This is a genomic window from Asticcacaulis sp. AC402, from assembly GCF_000495835.1.
GTDB lineage: Bacteria > Pseudomonadota > Alphaproteobacteria > Caulobacterales > Caulobacteraceae > Asticcacaulis.
Window position 1 is genome coordinate 46,231 of the sequence record NZ_AWGC01000037.1, and the last position, 18,384, is coordinate 64,614.

At 59.7% G+C, this 18,384-nt stretch carries 15 protein-coding genes; 5 read left to right on the forward strand and 10 right to left on the reverse strand.

What is annotated here, in order from left to right; all coding sequences use genetic code 11:
• Positions 1 to 16: 16 nt before the first annotated feature.
• The 4 genes from rsmA to ABAC402_RS36940 form a co-directional block, all read right to left on the reverse strand.
• Entirely contained in the window at positions 17 to 844 is an 828-nt protein-coding gene (gene rsmA / locus ABAC402_RS36925) for a 16S rRNA (adenine(1518)-N(6)/adenine(1519)-N(6))-dimethyltransferase RsmA (protein ID WP_023450947.1), read from the reverse strand.
• Complete coding sequence (pdxA, locus tag ABAC402_RS36930) at positions 841 to 1,842, reverse strand: 4-hydroxythreonine-4-phosphate dehydrogenase PdxA (protein WP_023450948.1); 1,002 nt, start codon at positions 1,840 to 1,842, stop codon at positions 841 to 843. Before pdxA ends, rsmA begins: the two co-directional genes overlap by 4 nt.
• A gap of 182 nt (positions 1,843 to 2,024) precedes the next feature.
• Positions 2,025 to 2,465 carry a hypothetical protein gene (locus ABAC402_RS36935; protein WP_023450949.1) on the reverse strand — a complete coding sequence of 147 codons (441 nt, stop codon included), beginning with the start codon at positions 2,463 to 2,465 and terminating at the stop codon, positions 2,025 to 2,027.
• 89 nt (positions 2,466 to 2,554) lie between these two features.
• A complete protein-coding gene (locus tag ABAC402_RS36940; protein ID WP_155847469.1) occupies positions 2,555 to 3,364 on the reverse strand; it encodes a hypothetical protein in 810 nt (269 codons plus the stop codon).
• 298 nt (positions 3,365 to 3,662) lie between these two features.
• Between ABAC402_RS36940 and ABAC402_RS41160 the strand changes: the two genes are divergently transcribed.
• Positions 3,663 to 3,785, forward strand: a complete 123-nt coding sequence (locus tag ABAC402_RS41160; RefSeq protein WP_255346317.1) for a hypothetical protein — start codon at positions 3,663 to 3,665, stop codon at positions 3,783 to 3,785.
• Positions 3,786 to 4,202: 417 nt separating this feature from the next.
• On the opposite strand, the gene ABAC402_RS36945 is transcribed toward ABAC402_RS41160, so the two are convergent.
• The 5 genes from ABAC402_RS36945 to ABAC402_RS36965 all read right to left on the reverse strand — a co-directional run bounded on the left by ABAC402_RS36945 (position 4,203) and on the right by ABAC402_RS36965 (position 11,135).
• Positions 4,203 to 4,607 (reverse strand): cupin domain-containing protein, encoded by a 405-nt coding sequence (locus ABAC402_RS36945; RefSeq protein WP_023450952.1) that lies wholly within the window; start codon positions 4,605 to 4,607, stop codon positions 4,203 to 4,205.
• A gap of 118 nt (positions 4,608 to 4,725) precedes the next feature.
• Positions 4,726 to 6,066: a peptidylprolyl isomerase gene (locus ABAC402_RS36950; protein WP_023450953.1), complete on the reverse strand. Its 1,341-nt coding sequence runs from the start codon at positions 6,064 to 6,066 to the stop codon at positions 4,726 to 4,728.
• 31 nt (positions 6,067 to 6,097) lie between these two features.
• Positions 6,098 to 8,677 (reverse strand): LPS-assembly protein LptD, encoded by a 2,580-nt coding sequence (locus ABAC402_RS36955; protein WP_235080009.1) that lies wholly within the window; start codon positions 8,675 to 8,677, stop codon positions 6,098 to 6,100.
• 116 nt (positions 8,678 to 8,793) lie between these two features.
• Positions 8,794 to 9,948 carry an LptF/LptG family permease gene (locus ABAC402_RS36960; RefSeq protein WP_023450955.1) on the reverse strand — a complete coding sequence of 385 codons (1,155 nt, stop codon included), beginning with the start codon at positions 9,946 to 9,948 and terminating at the stop codon, positions 8,794 to 8,796.
• The gene (locus tag ABAC402_RS36965) at positions 9,945 to 11,135 is read right to left on the reverse strand and encodes an LptF/LptG family permease (protein WP_023450956.1); all 1,191 of its coding nucleotides are present in this window, start codon (positions 11,133 to 11,135) and stop codon (positions 9,945 to 9,947) included. The genes ABAC402_RS36960 and ABAC402_RS36965 overlap by 4 nt, the downstream gene beginning before the upstream one ends.
• Positions 11,136 to 11,312: 177 nt before the next feature.
• Between ABAC402_RS36965 and ABAC402_RS36970 the strand changes: the two genes are divergently transcribed.
• Genes ABAC402_RS36970 through ABAC402_RS36980 form a run of 3 tightly spaced genes read left to right on the forward strand, consistent with a single transcriptional unit; the run spans position 11,313 to position 15,493 of the window.
• Positions 11,313 to 12,770 carry a leucyl aminopeptidase gene (locus tag ABAC402_RS36970; RefSeq protein ID WP_023450957.1) on the forward strand — a complete coding sequence of 486 codons (1,458 nt, stop codon included), beginning with the start codon at positions 11,313 to 11,315 and terminating at the stop codon, positions 12,768 to 12,770.
• Complete coding sequence (purN, locus tag ABAC402_RS36975; protein WP_023450958.1) at positions 12,767 to 13,372, forward strand: phosphoribosylglycinamide formyltransferase; 606 nt, start codon at positions 12,767 to 12,769, stop codon at positions 13,370 to 13,372. The genes ABAC402_RS36970 and purN overlap by 4 nt, the downstream gene beginning before the upstream one ends.
• Positions 13,373 to 13,429: 57 nt before the next feature.
• Positions 13,430 to 15,493, forward strand: coding sequence for a S46 family peptidase (locus ABAC402_RS36980; RefSeq protein WP_023450959.1), 2,064 nt, complete (start codon positions 13,430 to 13,432; stop codon positions 15,491 to 15,493).
• 252 nt (positions 15,494 to 15,745) lie between these two features.
• Here the strand turns inward: ABAC402_RS36980 and ndk are convergent, their stop codons facing one another.
• The gene (gene ndk / locus ABAC402_RS36985; RefSeq protein ID WP_040410098.1) at positions 15,746 to 16,174 is read right to left on the reverse strand and encodes a nucleoside-diphosphate kinase; all 429 of its coding nucleotides are present in this window, start codon (positions 16,172 to 16,174) and stop codon (positions 15,746 to 15,748) included.
• Between the two features lie 185 nt (positions 16,175 to 16,359).
• Between ndk and ABAC402_RS36990 the strand changes: the two genes are divergently transcribed.
• Complete coding sequence (locus tag ABAC402_RS36990; protein ID WP_023450961.1) at positions 16,360 to 18,261, forward strand: ABC-F family ATP-binding cassette domain-containing protein; 1,902 nt, start codon at positions 16,360 to 16,362, stop codon at positions 18,259 to 18,261.
• The last annotated feature ends 123 nt before the right edge of the window (positions 18,262 to 18,384 follow it).

The following is an 18,384-nucleotide window of genomic DNA, read 5'->3' on the forward strand; positions in this document are numbered from 1 at the left end:
AAATCAGGGGGCGGGATCAAGTCAGTGCGGCAGCCAGACGCAGGAAACCGTCCGGAGGCACCTGTTCGGCGCGCAGGGTGGCATCGATTTCCGCCTTGGCCAGCAAGGCTTCGCCACCGAGCGATTTGAGAGACGATCGCAACATTTTGCGACGCTGGCCGAACGCAGCGGCGGTCACGTTTTCGAGATTTTTGATGACGGCGGCGTCCGGCCGTTCGTTTTTGGGGACCAGCCTGACCACGGCGCTGTCGACCCTGGGCGGCGGCGTAAAAGCCCGCGCCGGTAGGTCCATCAGCTTGTCGCAGTCGCACAGAACCTGGGCGATGACACTGAGGCGTCCGTAATCGTCGTCGCCGACGGGAGCCACCACCCGAAGCGCGACCTCGAGCTGGAACATCAGGGTCAGGGACTTGGGTTGCCAGGGCCCGGTCAGCCACTTGATCAGGAGCGGCGTGCCGACATTGTAGGGCAGGTTGGAGACGATGTGCGCTCCGCTGGATAGGTTGCGTTCCGTCAGCAGCTGCATCTCGTCGACCTTGAGGGCATCGCCCTCGATGACCTCGAAGCGGTCGCCATAAGGCCCCTTCAGTTCGGTCAATAATTCCAGAAAACGAGAATCTTTTTCGATGGCGATGACGTGCGATGCTTCGGACTCGAGCAGGGCGCGGGTCAGGCCGCCGGGGCCAGGGCCGACCTCGATGACCGGATCACCGGTAAAGGGGCCGCCCAGGCGCACAATTTTGCGCGTGATGTTGAGGTCCAGCAAAAAGTGCTGGCCGAACGACTTTTTGGCCATCAGGCCATGCTGCTCCAGGCTTTCGCGTAAGGTTGGCAGGTCGGTCATGCGCCTCGGTTCCGGCTGATCTGGTCAGCGGCGCGGATGGCAGCGATCAGGCTGTCCGGCCGGGCCTGACCGGTGCCGGCGATGGCGAACCCGGTACCGTGGTCAGGCGAGGTTCGTACGATCGGCAGGCCCAGGGTGATATTGACTCCGCTCCAAAAGTCCAGCGTCTTCAACGGCACCAGGCCCTGGTCATGGTACATGCAGATGGCGGCATCGTAGGTGGCGCGGGCGTCGTCATGGAACATGGTATCGGCGGGCAGGGGGCCCAGGACCTCGATTCCCCCGCGTCGTAATTGCTCGACCGCCGGGATCAGGACATCGATCTCTTCGCGGCCGATCGTGCCATCCTCGCCGGCATGGGGATTGAGCCCGGCCATGGCTATGCGCGGCGCTGCGAGGGCAAAGTCACGTTTCAAGGCGTCATGGGTAATGCGCGCAATCTCGACCACGCCGTCGACCGTCAGCGCGTCGGGCACATCGCGTAGCGGCAGATGGATGGTCGCCAGAACCACCTTCAGGTCCCTGGCGGACAGCATCATGACCGGTGTCGGCGCCGGGCCGTCACCGTCGCGACACAGCTCGGCCAGATACTCGGTATGACCGGGAAACTTGAAACCGGTGCCGTACAGCACCGACTTGGCGATGGGCGCGGTAACCAGTCCGCGCGCCTGACCCGCCTGGCACAGCTCAACCCCGGTCCGGATCCAGCCGACAATCGGGCGGGCATGAACGCCATCCGGTTTACCGGGACGGGGCCGCTGGTCGAGGGGGAGGTCGAGGACCGGAAGGGCTTCACCGAAGACGTCGGCCGTCTGGTCGAGGGTTTCAATGACGGTGACGGGGGCATCGAGATCGCGCAGGGTGCGCGCATCGCCGACAACGCAAAAGGTCAGGGCGGCGTGATCCTTGAGCGCCCGCCACGCCTTTACGGTCAATTCCGGTCCGATGCCGCACGGATCGCCGAGCGAAAGTACCAGAGGAGGAGGCGGAGTCGTCATGGCCGTCAGTTACGCTGTTCTGCCAGCGATTGCAGCAAGAAAAACGCTGGCAGTCCTTTACCGATTTGTCCCTGGCGAGGTACGCATGGAACCTGTTGCTTTTCGATTGGACCATGTCCGGCGGCATCGGGAGACGATAACACCTTTACCCGGCATGTTTAAATCGCTTGCCTTCTTCAAATTCAGGGTGTGTATCCCTTTTCCGACTCTTCATCTATGAGCTTGAAAAGTTCTTTCTCGCACATGATAGCAATGTCCAAGAGCGCGTCGTTATCTGCTGAACTCAAGCTTAATTCCCCTTCAGCCTTTTCTATTTGCTCGTTTATACTGAAGTTATAATAAATGGCCGAATAGCGCCTGAGCATATCCATGGAATACTCGCGCTTTGCCGCAGCGTCCTGTTTAAGTTCAGCCACTTCGGCTGGATCCCGATCCGGCCAGTAGGTCTCTTCAAGTCTGGAAAAAACGGGGTAGCAATGGGCTGTGACATCAATTACGCTTTCGCGAAAACTGTCCGGCGCTGTCTCAGCCTTTGCCGGCAAGTTGAATGGAATTGAAAAAGCTAAAACGACAAAACCGAGCAACAGCTTAACGTGACGCAGACAGCCTTGGTCTTCTTTCATGGAGAGCCCCTGTAAATGGCCTGGAAGCAGACTAGTTGAAAGGCATAAACCAACTGCCATTTGTTGAGTGAATGGGCTACGTAAATGGGCTAAGTCTCTGGTCCCAGATAGGCACGTTCATCGGCCAGCACCGCCTGGTAAAGCGTGTCACCTTCGGCTTTCAGTTCGTTGAGGTAGGTCAGGCTCGAAACCACGCTGCCCGTCAACATATAGATGCTGAGGTATTTGCTGTAGGCTGACATCATTCGGGTTTTCAGAGCTTCGAGGGTTTTCTGATCGACCTCGGGGAAAGTCTTCATATTTTCAAGGACAAATGGGTCCTGACTTCCTCGAACATACGCGCGTGCCAAGTCCCTGGCGCCGCCCAGATTGTCCTGACGGCTGGCCCGAATACGGGCACGCAGCATATAGGCGCTTCCTGCGACATCAATGTGCGTGGCAGGTTCAAGAGCGGCAAGCGTCAGGGCTTTTTCGGCATATCTCAGCCCTTTATCGGCGTCACCGAGCACCAGAGAGAACCTTGCGGCTTCGGCATGAACAGAGGCCTGTGTGCCGCCCAAATGCTTAAGGCCAAAGGAGCGACGATCGTAAATCGGGGACTGCGTATACTGGGGCTGCATCAGAATTTCGAGCTGTTCCAAGGCCTCCTTCGGCTTGTTTAGTCCTGCTTGCGCGACGGCGCGCAGATAGTGACCATAGATGATCACTTCACGGCTGGCACCGGCTTGCTGATAGCATTGTTCCGCGTAGGAATCCGCCAGTTCCAGGCGATTGGCTTCAATGAAGATCTTTGCCTGCGCGCAGACATCGGGCAACACCTCGTCTGCACGGGCGGTTTGCGGATGAAGTCCGGTGGTGGCCAAAAGCCCCAGAATTACAACGCCAGCAACGACTCTCAATCTCGCCCCCTGGGTTAGAGCTTGTGAAATTCAAGCTAAACAACGCCATTAGAGCTGAATGGCTTTAGGTAGAATCGCCATCTCGCTCTAAGTTTTTGTTTTGTCGCGCAATTTATCCGAAAAGTGCTGCACACTTTATCGGATTGCGCTCTAGTTTGGAGAAAAACTACATCGGATAATGGCGTTTTTCAAATTACAAAACTTGTTAAGTGCGTTTGTGTACTTCGTGGCTGGTTGTATTTCCGCGCCGGTTCAGGGAATGATGGCCTGGTGCGGCGACTGGAATGGATTTGCGGATATGAGCGAACTGATCGTCTGCACCAATGCCTGGGTGCCCGAAGGGCCGCGTCTTTGTGCCCGGCCTGCCGCGTCACGGCGGACGGCGGCGGCCCCAACCGGCCATGACGAGATCCGTGGCTGAAGTGGAAATGGTGCCATGGAAAAGGGGGGCGCGGTTGGGACGCTCATTACTGAGGATCGCGCTCCGCAACATCCTTGGCGGCAAAGGCCGCCGACTTCTCTGGAATCAGTGCTTGCTGATGGTAATCTGGGTATTGGGTCTTCTGCTCAGTAATTTCGGATCTCGGTTGTTTCATCAACGCGCCGGGGGCAGTGGCGTAGCTTAAGTTGAAGGTATTTTAATACCAATCCACGATGACCTTGACTCATCGTGGATTGGCAAGGGCGACTGCCCGCCCGAGCTTACGCGAGGAGCCATGCGGCGCTTGAGCTGAAAAAATGCGAATACCAAGCGTCATTCTTTATGAGGCTTGGTATAAGGTTTTCCATCCTCAGCAAGAGCCGCCCTACCGACGGCCTGACTTGCGTTCATCACCCGCTAACCGATTGACCGTTCGCGGTGCTCGGTCCCTTCTCCTGGTGTGACAAAGAGCGCTCGCCCCGGTTCAGGCACATCTGCCGTATGCCAAACGCCTTTCGGTACGATAAAAAATTGCCCGGCCTGGACCATCTCGTTCCATCGCGTGTTGGCTGTCTCCAGGATCAAAACGAGTCGGCCAGAAAGAACGAGAATCAGTTCGTCGCCGTTTGGATGCATCTCCCAGGATGTCCAGTCCGCTTCATTGTCGAAAACGCTCACCAACCGTCCCGGCGGAAGTTCTGCAACACCTTTGGTCCAAAATTCATCGTCGACCGGCACAGCCATTATGCCGCTGTCATCCAGGAGGTGCGCGAAGGCCTTTCCGAGCGTGTGAGGCCCCGTTTTTACTGTCGCCATCGTCATTCTTCGATTTCATTGATCCGCCGCTTTGCCGCACACACCCTAAGGTGTCAGGCATTTCGCACCAACAAAAAAGCGCGCCCGTTCAGGCGCGCTTTTCCATATTCCGTGAACGTGAATCCTAGTGGTTCTCGATCGTCGCCGCGCCGCGGATTTCACGCAGGTAGCGCTTCCCCAACATCGACAGGCGCGTATTGACCAACTGACTTTCGACCTGTTCGCGAGTCAGGGCGTTTTCGCCCGCCAATCGCCGGTCACAGACATAGACCACGTTCATGAACTGGCTGTTGCGCAGCGGGCCCGACGCCTGGTTACCCTTCAAAGGCTTCAACGCCGCGGCATAGTCCGGCAGTAGGGTCGAAAGCTGGGCCTCACCCAGGTCAGTAATGCGGATCTGTGACGGCGCCTTGGCGTCTTCGAGGGCGTCGCAGTCCGACACCTTGGAGCGGAAGCTCTGCAGCGTCGCCTGGGCGCTGGCGACGTCTGCAGCCGACGCGTTCGGCGGCAGGGGAATGGCGGCCTGTTTCAGGTGCATGACCATATCGCCGTCGCCCGACGTCTTCTGGCGCAGCAAGAAGATATAGACCCCGTCTTCGGTCGTGATCGGCGGCGTCATCTCGCCCGGCTGTGCGGCCTGTAACGCCGCTTCGACAGCCGGATCGACGTTGCCGGCGACCAACCAACCGGCATCGCCGCCCTGGGCGGCCGACGGGGCGTTGGAGAACTGGCGGGCCACGGCCTGGAACGGCGCGGCGCGGGACTGGAGCTGGTTGTAGAGCTGAATTGCGCCCTTTTGGGCGGTTTCCATGCCGCCGGCCTGGGCCGGGTCGAGGAAGATTTCGGCCACCAGAAACTGCTGCTTCTGGCCGTCCTGTACGATGCGATCCATATTGGCGTCGACCTGGGCCGTTCCCACCTTGGCATTGGATTGATAGCGCCCGCCGACCAGCCGGCTCCAGCCGGTTTCGGCGCGAATCTGGTCCTTAAGAGTCGCTGGCTCAATGCCAACCTTCTTGAGCTCGGAGAGCAGTTGCTCACCCGTCAGGCCGCTCTGGGACGCCATGCGCTCCAGTTCCTCATTTATGTCGTCGTCGCCGACCTTGACCTTCCAGTGCGCGAGTTCCTGCATCTGCAGACGCTCGTTGATCAGGCCGTTAATGGCCTGCTGCTGAAAGGCTTCGTAATTCTCCTGAGTGACCTGAACCCCCGAGGTGACGATCAACAGCAGCATGCGCTGCTTGAGGTCGTATGAGGTGATCATGTCGTCATTGACCGAGATCAGCATGCCTTCGGCCAGTTTCGGCAACTGGGGCGCCGGAGCGTTCTGGTCAAAGCCGGGGGCGGACGCCGCAGCGGCCGAGCCGGTATCCGGGGTCGGCTGCTCCTGGGCGATGGCAGCGTGGGGGCTCAGGGCCAGGGCCACGGCCGTCGTTATGAGAAGTGCGGTACGAAGGAGGTGCATGGACATTCTTTTCGGGTGTTCGCAGTGAGATTTAGCGGACATCGTTAAACTCCGCACCAGATGATCCCAATGTGGACAAATTAAGGCGGAACAGTATCGCTGATGACGGTCTGCCGCGCAACCGGTAGGCCTCGGAATCGTTGCGCTGATAAATCAGCTCGTACCAGATGCAATCATTGCGATAGATGAGGCTGACCGTTGACCGCCGCCAGGTATTCTCGACCAGGTCACGATCCAGCCGCGCCGACACGCCCCAGTTGGGTGTGATAAAGTGGCGGGCATATAGCTGCATGTTGCGGTAATTATCGCCGAAGCGTTGCAGTTTGCCGTTCTCCACAAGGCCGGGATTGGTCAGCAAATCGTTGAACACGTAGCGCAGGGTCGCCCGGGTATTGGGACGTACGACGCTTAAGCCCACTTCGCCCTGACTCAACTTGGTCTCTTCGCTGTCGACGCGCAGGCGGCTGTAGCCGTAAATGCCATCACTCGTATCGAAGCTGGCGTTAACGATCCAGTCCGAGTTTTTGTTACCCAGACCATACAGGTCGTAGGTGTAGTCGACGCCCGTCACCGTACGCGTTTTCAGGTACTGTGTCTCTGCTTTGTCACGTACAGTGCGCCCGATCAGACCTTCGACCTTGAGACCAGACTCGAAGATGAGCCGTGTCTTGAAGCCGAGATTTAACCTCGCCCCGGACTCGTAAACGTCAAACCCAGGCGACTTGTTGGCCATAAACAGATTGGTGGCGTCGAATTCGAACGACTGGCTGTCCTCACGTGGCAGCAGAACATCGGGCTCGTAGTCGGGAGACAGCGCCAACTGCGCCACCGGCTCGATGATGGCAGTGACGCCGTTGTACTTTTTGATCAATGGATAGCTGACATTGACCCCGGCCGTGGCCAGGCCGCGCGACAAGTCGCCCTCCAGGCCCGACGAATCCAGATTGCTTAGCTTGTAGCTGTCGTGGCGGGCGTCAAGGAACGGTCCCCACCGGATTCCGCTCCTGGTCGTCATATCGCCGTAATACCTGGCGCCGACCGTAACGCGCGCCGTGTCGAAGCCCGAACTGCCGTCGGCGGCAGCCGGCGCGACATCGTTGCCCGGGAAGTCCTTGTGCTTCAGCCCGATGGCGTTCAGCGATACCGTTAACTGCCCGCCCAAAATCCGGCTGCGGGGCGACCAGGCGGCCTCGATCATCGGCGCGATGGTCGGGTAGATCTGCGAATCCACGGCGATCGGCTGGTCGGCCGGTGACAGGCCGTCGAATTGCAGGTTCTGGAAACTGAGAATATTGAAGGAAAGATAGGCGTTGGACGCCTGGCGCGAAACATTGACCTGGTTTACCAACTGGCGAGAATCCACTGTCAACTCGCCGTAACGCTCGTTGCGGTTGAAGGCGTCCTCAATGTCGTAGCGTTCGAAGAAGTTGGCGAAGGACCGGCCGCGACCGATCGGGTCGCCGCGTTCGTCCAGGATATCGGGATCGGCGTCATCCTTGACGTGCTCGGCGGTAAAACTCCAGCGCCAGTTCTCGTTGATCTTGAACCGGCCGTCGGCCAGGATGTATTCGCGCACATCCTCAGGTCCGATCTTGTTGCTGTCGTTGTCGAAATAGCTTTCGTTGGTGAAACCGAAGCGGGCATGGAGCACGCCCGAATAGAAGTGACGCTGGTAGTCCAGGTTCAGGAGCGGCGCTGCATCCAGATTGATTTGCGGGCTGATGATCAGTTGCTGATAAGGCGAGATCGACCAAAGATAGGGCTGTTCCCACGAAAAACCGCGCTTGCCTGCAAAGGCAACCTTCGGCGGCAGCAGGCCCGAAGCGCGTTCCAGCTCCGGATCCGGCGTCCACATGTAGGGCGTGTAGAAGACGGGAACGCCCTGAAGCCTGAACATGGCGTTCTTGTAGTAGACCATCTTCTTGTCGCGGCGCTGGGTGATTTCGCTGGCCTGAATCGACCAGGACGGTTCCTGGGTCTCACCCTTTTCGACGCAGAGCTGGCACGGCGTATAGATAACGTCGGTCAGGCGGTTGGTGTCGGGATCGACAGCTTCAACCTTGCGGGCAAACACCTTCTGCTCGTCGGCACCGAGCGAGGCGAAGTTTTCCGAGATACCGGACTGCATCTCGTCGTCGTACGAGATGTAGTCGGCGAACTGAATGCTGCCGTCGGCATTGATGGTCTGGGTATGGCCGCTGGCGATGGTAACGCCGCTATTGGGATTATAGCTGACCGTATCGGCACGGATGATCTTGCCCTTGTGGCGCATCTCGACGCGGCCATAGGCAATGATCAGCTCGTCTTCGGTCTGGGCGATCTGGTCGGCTTCGATGTAGGCCGCCCCCTCGACCAGACCGTCGGGACCGACCGTCTCCTTGCCGAGGTTGGTGGAGGGACGGGCGGGCTGTGCCGGCTGGGTATCGGGCGGAATGTCCCCGGGCGTCGCCGCCATAAGTTCGGCGGCCCCGACTTCAGCAACCCCGACGTCAACCGCTTGAGCCATGGCCATTTCAAACGACAGCTGGGTCAGTGTCGAGCCGCCGGCAATGGGCGTATCGGACAGCGCGCGCGCCTGGGCCGCACCACCGCCGATGGCCATGAGGGACATCAGCCCCACCCCCAGCTTGACAGACTTACGCTTCATCATGGCCCGCAATATAATCCCGACTCTTGTGTAGCACAAAATGGCGGTGGAAAACGACAAACTCCCGTCTCAGGCTCAACTCAGCCGTCCTCGGTATATACCAGTAGTGTCATTGCTCCCAGCATGGCCAGCACGGCCGGTGACCACCCTGCCAGAGCCGCAGGAATGACGTCAGCCTTGCCCATAGAGGCGAACAACTGATTGACGAAGAAAATGACAAAACCAAGGCTGACGCCCGAAGTTATCAGGATGGTCAGCCCGCCCAGACGCATCAGGCGCAGCGAGAACACCGCCCCCAGCGCGGTCATGGCGGCGAACATCAGCGGCGTCGACAACAGTTGATGCAGCTTCAGTTCATAGGTGGTGGTGGAGAAGCCCGAAACGGTATTCTGGCGAATCAGCCCGGGCAACCGCCAGAAGGGCACCGATTGGGTGGAGGCATAGCGCTTGAACGCCTTCTGCGGGTCGAGGTTCGATTCCAGGGCGAGCACGTTGTAGAATTGCGCCGGCTTGTCCAGCGTGTATTCGTAGGCGTCCTTGAGTTGCCAGGTGCCAGGACGCAGGGTCGCTTCACGGGCGTCGACGCGTTCGGTGAACGAAGGTGCGCCGCGCCGGTCGGTGGTGTAGATCCAGAATGTGACGCCGCGCAGGTGGCCCATTTGCGACGAGGCCTGGCCGTCAGCACGGATGACGACCTGCTGTTCGCCATCACCCTGGCGCAGATAAATGGCCTGGCTCGGGTCGGCTGGCGTGAAGGCCTCGGCTTGCTGGACCCGGCGTTCATAGACGTCCTGAAGGTGCGAGGCGACCGGGTTAAGCACGCCGATGGTCAGGATGCCGAAAGCGAAGGCCGAGATGGTAGCCGGCAACACGAAACGCCAGGCCGAGACCCCGGCGGCGCGCATGGCGATCAATTCACTGCGTCGGTTCAGGTTGACAAAGGCGAACAGCGATCCAAACAAGAAGGCGAACGGCAACAGGATCAGGATGGCGCTGGGCGAGCGCTGGACCAGCAGCAGCAGGACTTCCAGTCCGCCCAGATCGGCGCGCGCGGCAACCGAGCGCGAAATTTCGACATAGTTGATCAGCAATATCAAGGCCGCGACGACCAGCAGGGCGGACGCGAACATGGCGATGCACGTCTGGAGAATATAGGTCTCCAGCCGGCTGCCGCGCCAGGGGTTGAGATAGGCGAGATAGGAACGCAAGTTTACCCAGGTCACGGCTACGGTCATGACTGCCTCCGTCGCGGTGCGCCGAAGTCGCTGTTCGAGGTGCGCGTACCTGGCGAAAGGGGCGTGAAGCGGCTGAGCGCGACGACGCCGGTTTGGTCGCGCCGCTTCAGCAGGCGCAGGCAAAAGAGTATCGGTATGAGGGGCACAAGGTATTGCAGGAAGTTGAGGATGGGTGCCTCAGCGCCGGCGGTTTGCATGACGACGCCCAGCAGTCGCGCTGTGACGGCGACGGCGGCGGCGACGGCGATTCTCTGGGTATAGCCGCCGCGGCTGAAGCCTCCGCCCAGAACTGCGGCGATGGCCAGCAGCACGAAGGTCAGGTTGTAGAGCGGTGAGGCAAGGCGGGCATGCCCTTCGGCGGACAGCTTGTCGACATTCTTGCGCTCATAGTCTCCGCCCGGTCCCGGCAGGGCCAGGTTGGGGAAAAACAGTTCATGGAGAAACCTTTCCGACTCCTTGAAGTTAAGGGAATCGTCACTGGCGAAGAAGGCCGAGATATCCATGCTGTATTCGTCAAAGGTAACATTGACCAGTTCACCTTCGGACACCCACTGGTTGGAACCGTCTCTCATAACCAGCAGCGAGGCGCCATCAACCTCCTGGATCTTGCCTTCGCGTGCGACATAGGTCCGGTCGTCATCGCCCTCTGAGGCGGGGATGCGGATATAGATCTGGCGCAGAAGGCTGTTCTGATCAATGCGCTGGACATAGATGGTCAGACCAGATGGTGAGGTCGAGAACTCCCCTTCCTTGACCAGGGTCGAAATCAGGTCGTTCTTGACCTTGAACAGTTCTTCGCGCATCGACCGCGCCGACCATGGCTGCAGGAACAAATTGGACGCCAGGCTGAACAGCAGGAAGTAGACGCCGATGCGGATGATCGGCGATGACACCTGGCGCAGCGACATGCCGCTGGCAAAGGAGGCGGTAAATTCATGTTCGCCCTGCAGACGGGTCAGGGCGACCAGGGTACCGACGAACAGAGCAATGGGAAAAATCAGGCCCGTCAGCAGCGGCATGGACAAGAGCGTGACACGGATGAATGTCCAGGCGCTCTGCCCGCGCTCAACGACCAACTCGAACTGGGTCAACGACTGACTGATCAAGGCGATGGCCGTCAGGGCGGCGACCGCACCGGCGACCGGCACGATCATCTGACGGAATATGTAGCGCTCCAGCGTCCGCATGCAGTCCCAGAATGTTTTCCTCTGGCGTGAGTGCTTATCTCACGGTCAGTGGTCTCTTTTGACCGGTTGAGAGGTTAATTACAAGTCTCCGTTGGCAGCGCACAAATTTTTCGCAAAAGACTTATGTCTTTGCGCCGAAAGGGATATGAGGCGGGAAAGCGAAATTCGGAGTGAGACATGACCATGCAATTCAGCGCAGCGCCGGCTGCCAATTCGGCCCGGGCCTTTATTCTGGGGGATGACGGCGCGGCCAGCCCGGCTTTTGCCGCCATCGACGGCGAAGCGATTCGCGCCGCCCTGAACGCCGTCGGCTACAAGGCCGCGAAAGGCAAGGTTCAGGTCCTGGCAACCGTTGACGGACCGGTCGCCGTGGTCGGCGCCGGTGACCTCGCAAAGTTCGACGCAGCCGCAATGGAACACGCGGCCGCCAGCCTGTATCATGGCGTCAAGAATGCCGGCTTCGAAGCCTTGAGCCTGGATCTCCGCGGCTACACTGCTGAACTGGGCGCACGGGCTTTGTTCGCGCTTAGCCTGGCCGCCTACCGCTTCGACAAGTATTTCGGCCCGGCCAAGCTGGAAAAGGCCCCGACCTTGAAGTCCGTCTTCGTAGTGGTCGACGATGTCGCCGCCGCCGAGGCCGCTTTCGCGCCCCTGGCCGGCCTCCGCGACGGCATTCTGTTTGCCCGCGACCTGGTGTCGGAACCGGCCAATATACTATATCCGCAATCCTACGCCGACCGCGTTAAAGCCCTCGAAGGCACTGGTTTGCAGGTCGAGATTCTGGGAATCGCCGAAATGGAAAAGCTCGGCATGCATTCCCTGCTGGGTGTGGGCCTGGGCTCGGATCGCGAATCCAAGCTTGTTATCATGCAATGGAACGGTTCCGCCGACCCAAAGGCGGCACCGGTCGCTTTCGTCGGCAAGGGCGTCACCTTTGACACTGGCGGCATTTCGATCAAGCCGGCCGAGGGCATGGAAGACATGAAGTGGGACATGGGCGGTTCCGCCGCCGTCGTCGGCACTATGATGGCACTGGCCTCACGCAATGCCAGGGTCAATGCTGTCGGCATCATTGGCCTCGTAGAAAACATGCCAGACGGCAAGGCTCAGCGGCCGGGCGACGTGGTCAAGGCCATGTCGGGCACGACCATCGAGGTCATCAATACCGACGCCGAGGGCCGACTCGTTCTCGCCGACGCCCTGTGGTACTGTCAGGACCGCTTCAAACCGCAGTTCATGATTGATCTCGCCACCCTGACCGGCGCCATCATTATTGCACTTGGCACGGATTATGCCGGTGTTTTCAGCAATAATGACGAACTGGCTCAGCGACTGGATGAGGCGTCGAAGACCGTCTCCGAGAATTTGTGGCGCTTGCCGCTGCCGGCGCAGTACGAAAAGCAGATCGAATCCAAGATCGCCGACATCCGCAATATCGGCGGTCGTCCGGGTGGCTCAATTACAGCGGCCCTGTTCCTGCAGCGCTTCGTCAATAATGTACCGTGGGTCCATATGGACATCGCCTCGACGGCCTGGACCAGCGAGCAGCGCATCCCGACCGTGCCGGAAGGCGCCACCGGCTTCGGGGTCCGCACCCTGGATGCCCTGGTCGCCAAGTTCTACGAGGACGCATGACGCAAAGCCAGGTCACAGGTAAGATTCGTTGCGCCGCCTTCATTTCGGGGCGCGGTTCCAACATGATGGCCTTGGTCGAGGCGGCCAAGGCACCTGATTTTCCCGCCGAGTTTGTCCTGGTCATGTCCAACGACCCGGCGGCCGGCGGGCTGGACTGGGCGGCCGGGCAGGGGCTTGCTGCCATTGCTGTCGACCACAGGTTGTTTGGCAAGGACCGCGAGGGGCACGAACGCGCTATCGATGCTGTTTTGGAAGCGCATGGCGTCGAATTTATCTGCCTGGCGGGTTACATGCGCGTCCTGACGCCCTGGCTGGTCGAAAAATGGCAGGGACGAATGATCAACATCCATCCAGCCCTGTTGCCAGATTTCAAGGGCTTGCACACCCACCAGCGTTGCCTCGATGCCGGTCATGAGCGCCATGGCGCCACGGTCCATTGGGTAACGCCCGGGGTGGACGAGGGCGGTATCATCGCCCAGGCCGAGGTTCCGGTTCTTGCCGGCGACACTGCCGACATGCTGGCGGCCCGGGTCCTGGTCGCGGAGCATAGGCTATATTCGACAGCGCTACGCCAGGTTCTGGCAAACCTTACAAAAATATAACTCTGGTTCAGTTAGGGTTCATGCAAAACTAAATTGCGCCTGATGATGAGTATTCGTATGATCCGATCCTTCCTGCCTTTCGCCGCTGTTGCGGCGGCCCTGGCCTGTGCTGCCACGGCACGCGCCGAGGAAGGCATGTGGACGTTCGACAACTTCCCGCTCGAGACCGTCAATTCGGCTTATGGTCTGGAACTCGACCAGGCATGGCTGGATCGTGTCCAGGCCGCCTCAGTGCGCTTAAGTTCCGGCTGTTCGGCGGCCGTGGTGTCGCCCGACGGGCTGATGCTGACTAACCAGCACTGCGTTATCGAATGCACCCAGGACCTGTCGTCAGCCGGTAAGGACTATGTGGCTGAAGGCTTTTTGACGAAGGGTCGCGAAGAGGAAGCCGTCTGCCCGGGCATGGCGGCGGCCATCCTGACCGAGGTCACAGATGTCACGAGCGAGGTCGCAGAAGCGACGCGGGGCCGTACGGGTGACGCCTTCGTTCAGGCCCAGAATGCCCGCGTCACAGGCATCGAAATGACCGCCTGCGGCGATGACCCGAAGCGCCATTGCCAGGTCGTTACCCTGTATCAGGGCGGCCAGTACAAGCTGTACCAGTATCGCAGATATTCCGATGTGCGTCTTGTTTTCACACCGGAATTCTCCATGGCCTTCTTCGGCGGCGATCCGGATAATTTTAACTTTCCGCGCTACGCTCTGGATATCGCTTTCCTGCGTCTCTACGAGGACGGCAAGTCGGTGGCGACACCGCAGCACCTGGCGTGGACGACGCGCGCACCGGTCGACGGCGAGCCGGTCTTCGCCGCCGGCAGTCCGGGCAAGACGGAGCGTCTGCTGACCGTACCCCAATTGGAGACCCAGCGTGACACCTACCTGCCGCTTCAGATGGCGATGAAGGCGGAGTTGCGCGGCCGGTTGCTCGGGTTCTCCGATCGCAGCGCCGAAAACAAGCGGGTGGCGACCGACTGGCTGTTTGGAGTCGAAAACGGCTTCAAGTCGGTTTACGGTCAGGAACTGGCGCTACGCCGGCCGGAATTGTTCGCGGCCAAGCGCGCCGAAGAGAAGCGCCTGCGCAAGCGCGTGAAGGGCGATTTCAAGCGTGAAATCGGCGATCCGTGGGCGCAGATCGCCACGGCCCAGGAGGCATACCGCCGCCAGTTCCTGCCGTGGTATTTCCTGGAGCAGGCGCCGCAACATTCCAGCCTGTTCTTCTATGCCCGCTATATGGTCCGAGCTGCTGAGGAGCGCGAAAAGCCGTCGGCCGAGCGTTTGCCGGAATTTGCCGACTCGCGCCTGCCGTGGCTGCGTGACAAGATCCTGGCGCCGTACAAGGTCGAAAAGCCACTCGACGAACTGCTGTTGGCTTTCGTCCTGTCCAAGGCGCGCGAACACCTGGGTGTCGATGCGCCGCAGACCAAGCTTCTGTTGGGCAAGGCTTCACCTGAAATCCTGGCGCACTACCTGATCGACAATACCGGACTGGATGATGTCGCCGAACGCCAGCGGCTTTGGGATGGCGGTCTGGCAGCGGTCGAGGCGTCAGACGATCCAATGATCCAGTACGCCCTGCATCTGGATGCCGAAGCGCGCGCGCGCCGCGCTGAGTGGGAGGATACAGTGGTGGCCCCGACCAGAATCGCTCACGAAAAGATCGCTCGCGTACGCTTCAAAGTCTATGGCGACAGCGTGGCGCCCGATGCCACCTTCACGCCGCGCCTGTCCTATGGCCGGGTGGCCGGCTGGCGTTACAACGGGGCGGAGGTTAAGCCCTTTACCTATCTGTCGGGTCTGTACGACCGCGCTACCGGCCAGGCGCCTTTCCAGCTGTCTTCGCGATTCACAGCGGCGCAGGGCAAGTTGGACGGGGGAATCGTCTATAACTACACCACGACCAACGATATTGCCGGCGGCAGTTCCGGTTCGCCGGTCCTCGATGCAGACGGCAAGCTGATCGGCACGGTGTTCGACAGCAATATCCACGGCCTCGGTGGGGCTTACAGCTATGATGCCGAGGTGAACAGGACAGTCGTGGTATCGACGGCCGTGGTCTCCGAGGTGTTGCGGAAGGTGTATGGCATGACCTGGCTCACGGCCGAACTCTCCTCCGAAAACTGATCCCCGCGAGATCTGATCCGCGATTCAGCCTCTTAGCTGGAAGGCGCTTCAAGGCTGAGTATCCAACAAAAAAGCCCTCGCCCGGAAGCGGGGCGGGGCTTTCTCATTTGGTAACAAGACTTGGGGGCGCAGCCCCCAAAACCCCTGGAGCGGGATGAGTTTTGATGGAATCAAAACCCCGCTCTAAGTTTTTGTTTTGTCGCGCAATTTTTCCGAAAAGTGGTGTCCACTTTATCGGATTGCGCTCTAAACTTAACCAACGATCTCTTCTTCGGTGAAGAACTGCGCGATTTCAAGCGCCGCGTTCTCATCCGAGTCCGACCCATGGACCGAGTTCTCACCGACGTTCAGCGCGAACAGCTTGCGGATCGTGCCTTCCGCGGCGTTTTCCGGGTTGGTGGCGCCCATGACTTCGCGGTATTTCGGTACGGCATTGTCAGCTTCCAGGACCTGAACCACAACCGGCTCTGACGTCATCTGGGAAACCAGTTCACCGAAGAACGAACGCTCAGAGTGTACGCCGTAGAAGGTTTCCGCTTGCGCCGTGGTCAGCTTGATGCGGCGTTGCGCAACAATGCGAAGGCCAGCGGCTTCAATAACGGCGTTAATGGCGCCTGTCAGGTTGCGGCGAGTCGCGTCGGGCTTGATGATTGAGAAGGTCCGGGACATTGAAAGTTCCATTTTGTTTGCATTTGCGATCCACCCGCCCCTTATCGGGCGAGCAGTTTTCTGATTTCACGTCAAAAATCAAAAGAGTGCGGCAGCATTGCGTAATTATCGCATCGCACCCTTTTGATTTTTGACTTTGGGGCTTATAGCGATGCACAATCCGTTCGCCAACCCATTATTTCCCAAGTTTTCGAGTTATGTTGCAGATCACCAATCTGACCTATGACGCCTACGGGCGCCGTTTTTTTGATGGCGCTACCCTGACGCTGACGCCAGGTACAAAGGCTGGTCTGGTCGGGCTCAATGGTGTCGGAAAGTCGACCCTGTTCAAGCTCATCCTGGGGCACGTCCAACCGGGCGGCGGTGAAATCACCACGCCCAAGTCCTGGAGAGTCGCCTCTGTCGACCAGGAAATCGCCGCCTCGCCGCAGCACCTGGTTGACGCCGTATTGGCGATCGACACACGCCGTTCCCGGCTGTTGGCCGCGTTGGAAACAGCCGATCCATTGCATCAGGCTGAAATCCACCACGACCTTTATGCCATCGGTGCCGACCGGGCGCCGTCGCGAGCGGCCGAAATTCTCAGCGGCCTGGGTTTCTCGACAGCCGATCTGACCCGGCCGATTTCCGACTTCTCCGGCGGCTGGAGGATGCGGGCGGCCCTGGCCGGCGCCCTGCTAGCCGAGCCCGACCTGCTGCTGCTCGACGAACCGACCAATTATCTCGACCTGGAAGGTGCCCTGTGGCTGGAAACCCGGCTGAAGCGCTATCCCAATGCCGCCCTGATGATCTCCCACGACCGCGATCTGCTGAACGAGTCGGTCGACGCCATCGTCCACGTTGCCGGCCAGAAGCTCGACATCTATACCGGCGGCTACGACGATTTCGAGCGCCTGCGCGCGGAAAAGGCGCGTTTGAATGCCGCCAACCAGGTCAAGCAGGAAGCAGAACGCGCCCACCTGCAGGCCTTCGTTGATCGTTTCCGTGCCAAGGCTTCGAAAGCCGCCCAGGCGCAATCGCGGATGAAGAAGCTGGAAAAGCTCCCTCCGATTGCGGCCAATATCGAGGACCGGGTGGCGCGATTCATCCTGCCGTCACCCAAGAAGCAACTGGCGCCGCCCATCCTGCGTCTGGATGACGCCAGCGTGGGTTACGGCGATACCGTCATCCTGCGGCACATGAATGTTCGGCTCGATCCCGATGACCGGATTGGAGTTTTGGGCGTCAACGGCGCGGGTAAGTCGACCTTCGCGAAGCTGCTGGCCGGGGCTCTGACCGAGCGTCATGGTGAGCAGTGGCGCGACCGGCGCATGACCGTGGCATGGTTCCATCAGCACCAGATCGAGGCCATGGACCCGGAGGACACGCCGCTGGAGATGATGCGTCGCGCGCGTCCCGAGGACCCTGAATCGAAGCGCCGGTCGCGGTTGGGGTCGTTCGGCATGACGGTGGAAAAGGTCGAGACCAAGGTCAAGGACCTGTCAGGCGGCGAGCGCGCGCGCTTGCTGCTGAATATGGTGGCGATGGATGGGCCGCACCTGCTGATCCTGGACGAACCGACCAACCACCTGGATATCGATTCACGCCGTGCCTTACTGGATGCACTGAACGACTATGAGGGCGCGGTTCTTATCATTACGCATGACCGGTCGCTGATCGAGCTGGTGGCGGACAAGCTTTGGCTGGTCAATGATGGAACGGTCAAGACCTATACCGGCTCGCTGGAGGATTACGCCAAGTTGGTGATCGAGCGCGCCAAGACTGCGACGCGCGAGGAAGCGAACGCGGCCGGGAAAGAGAAAGGGCCAAGCGTCAATTCCAAGGATGCCCGCAAGGCGGCCGCAGCAGCGCGTCAGGCAATTGCGCCCCTCAAGAAGACGGCGGACGATCTGGAACGCAAGATCGAAAACCTGGGCAACCAAATCAAGCTGGTGGACCTGAAACTGGGTGACGCGGAGCTTTACGTGAAGAATCCAGGTTTGGCCGTATCTTACGGAAAAGAAAAGGCAAAACTGGAAGAGGCGCTGATGGCGCTCGAAGCCGAGTGGATGGAGGCGGCGGAGGTGTATGAGGCCGCGAAAACGCAGGCCGGCGTTTAGCCCTGTAACCGGGCAGCGCCAGAGCGCAATCCGACAAAGTGTCCAGAACTTTTCGGAAAAATTGTGCGACAAAACAAAAGCTTAGGGCAAGGTTTTGATTCCACCAAAACACATCCTGCTCTA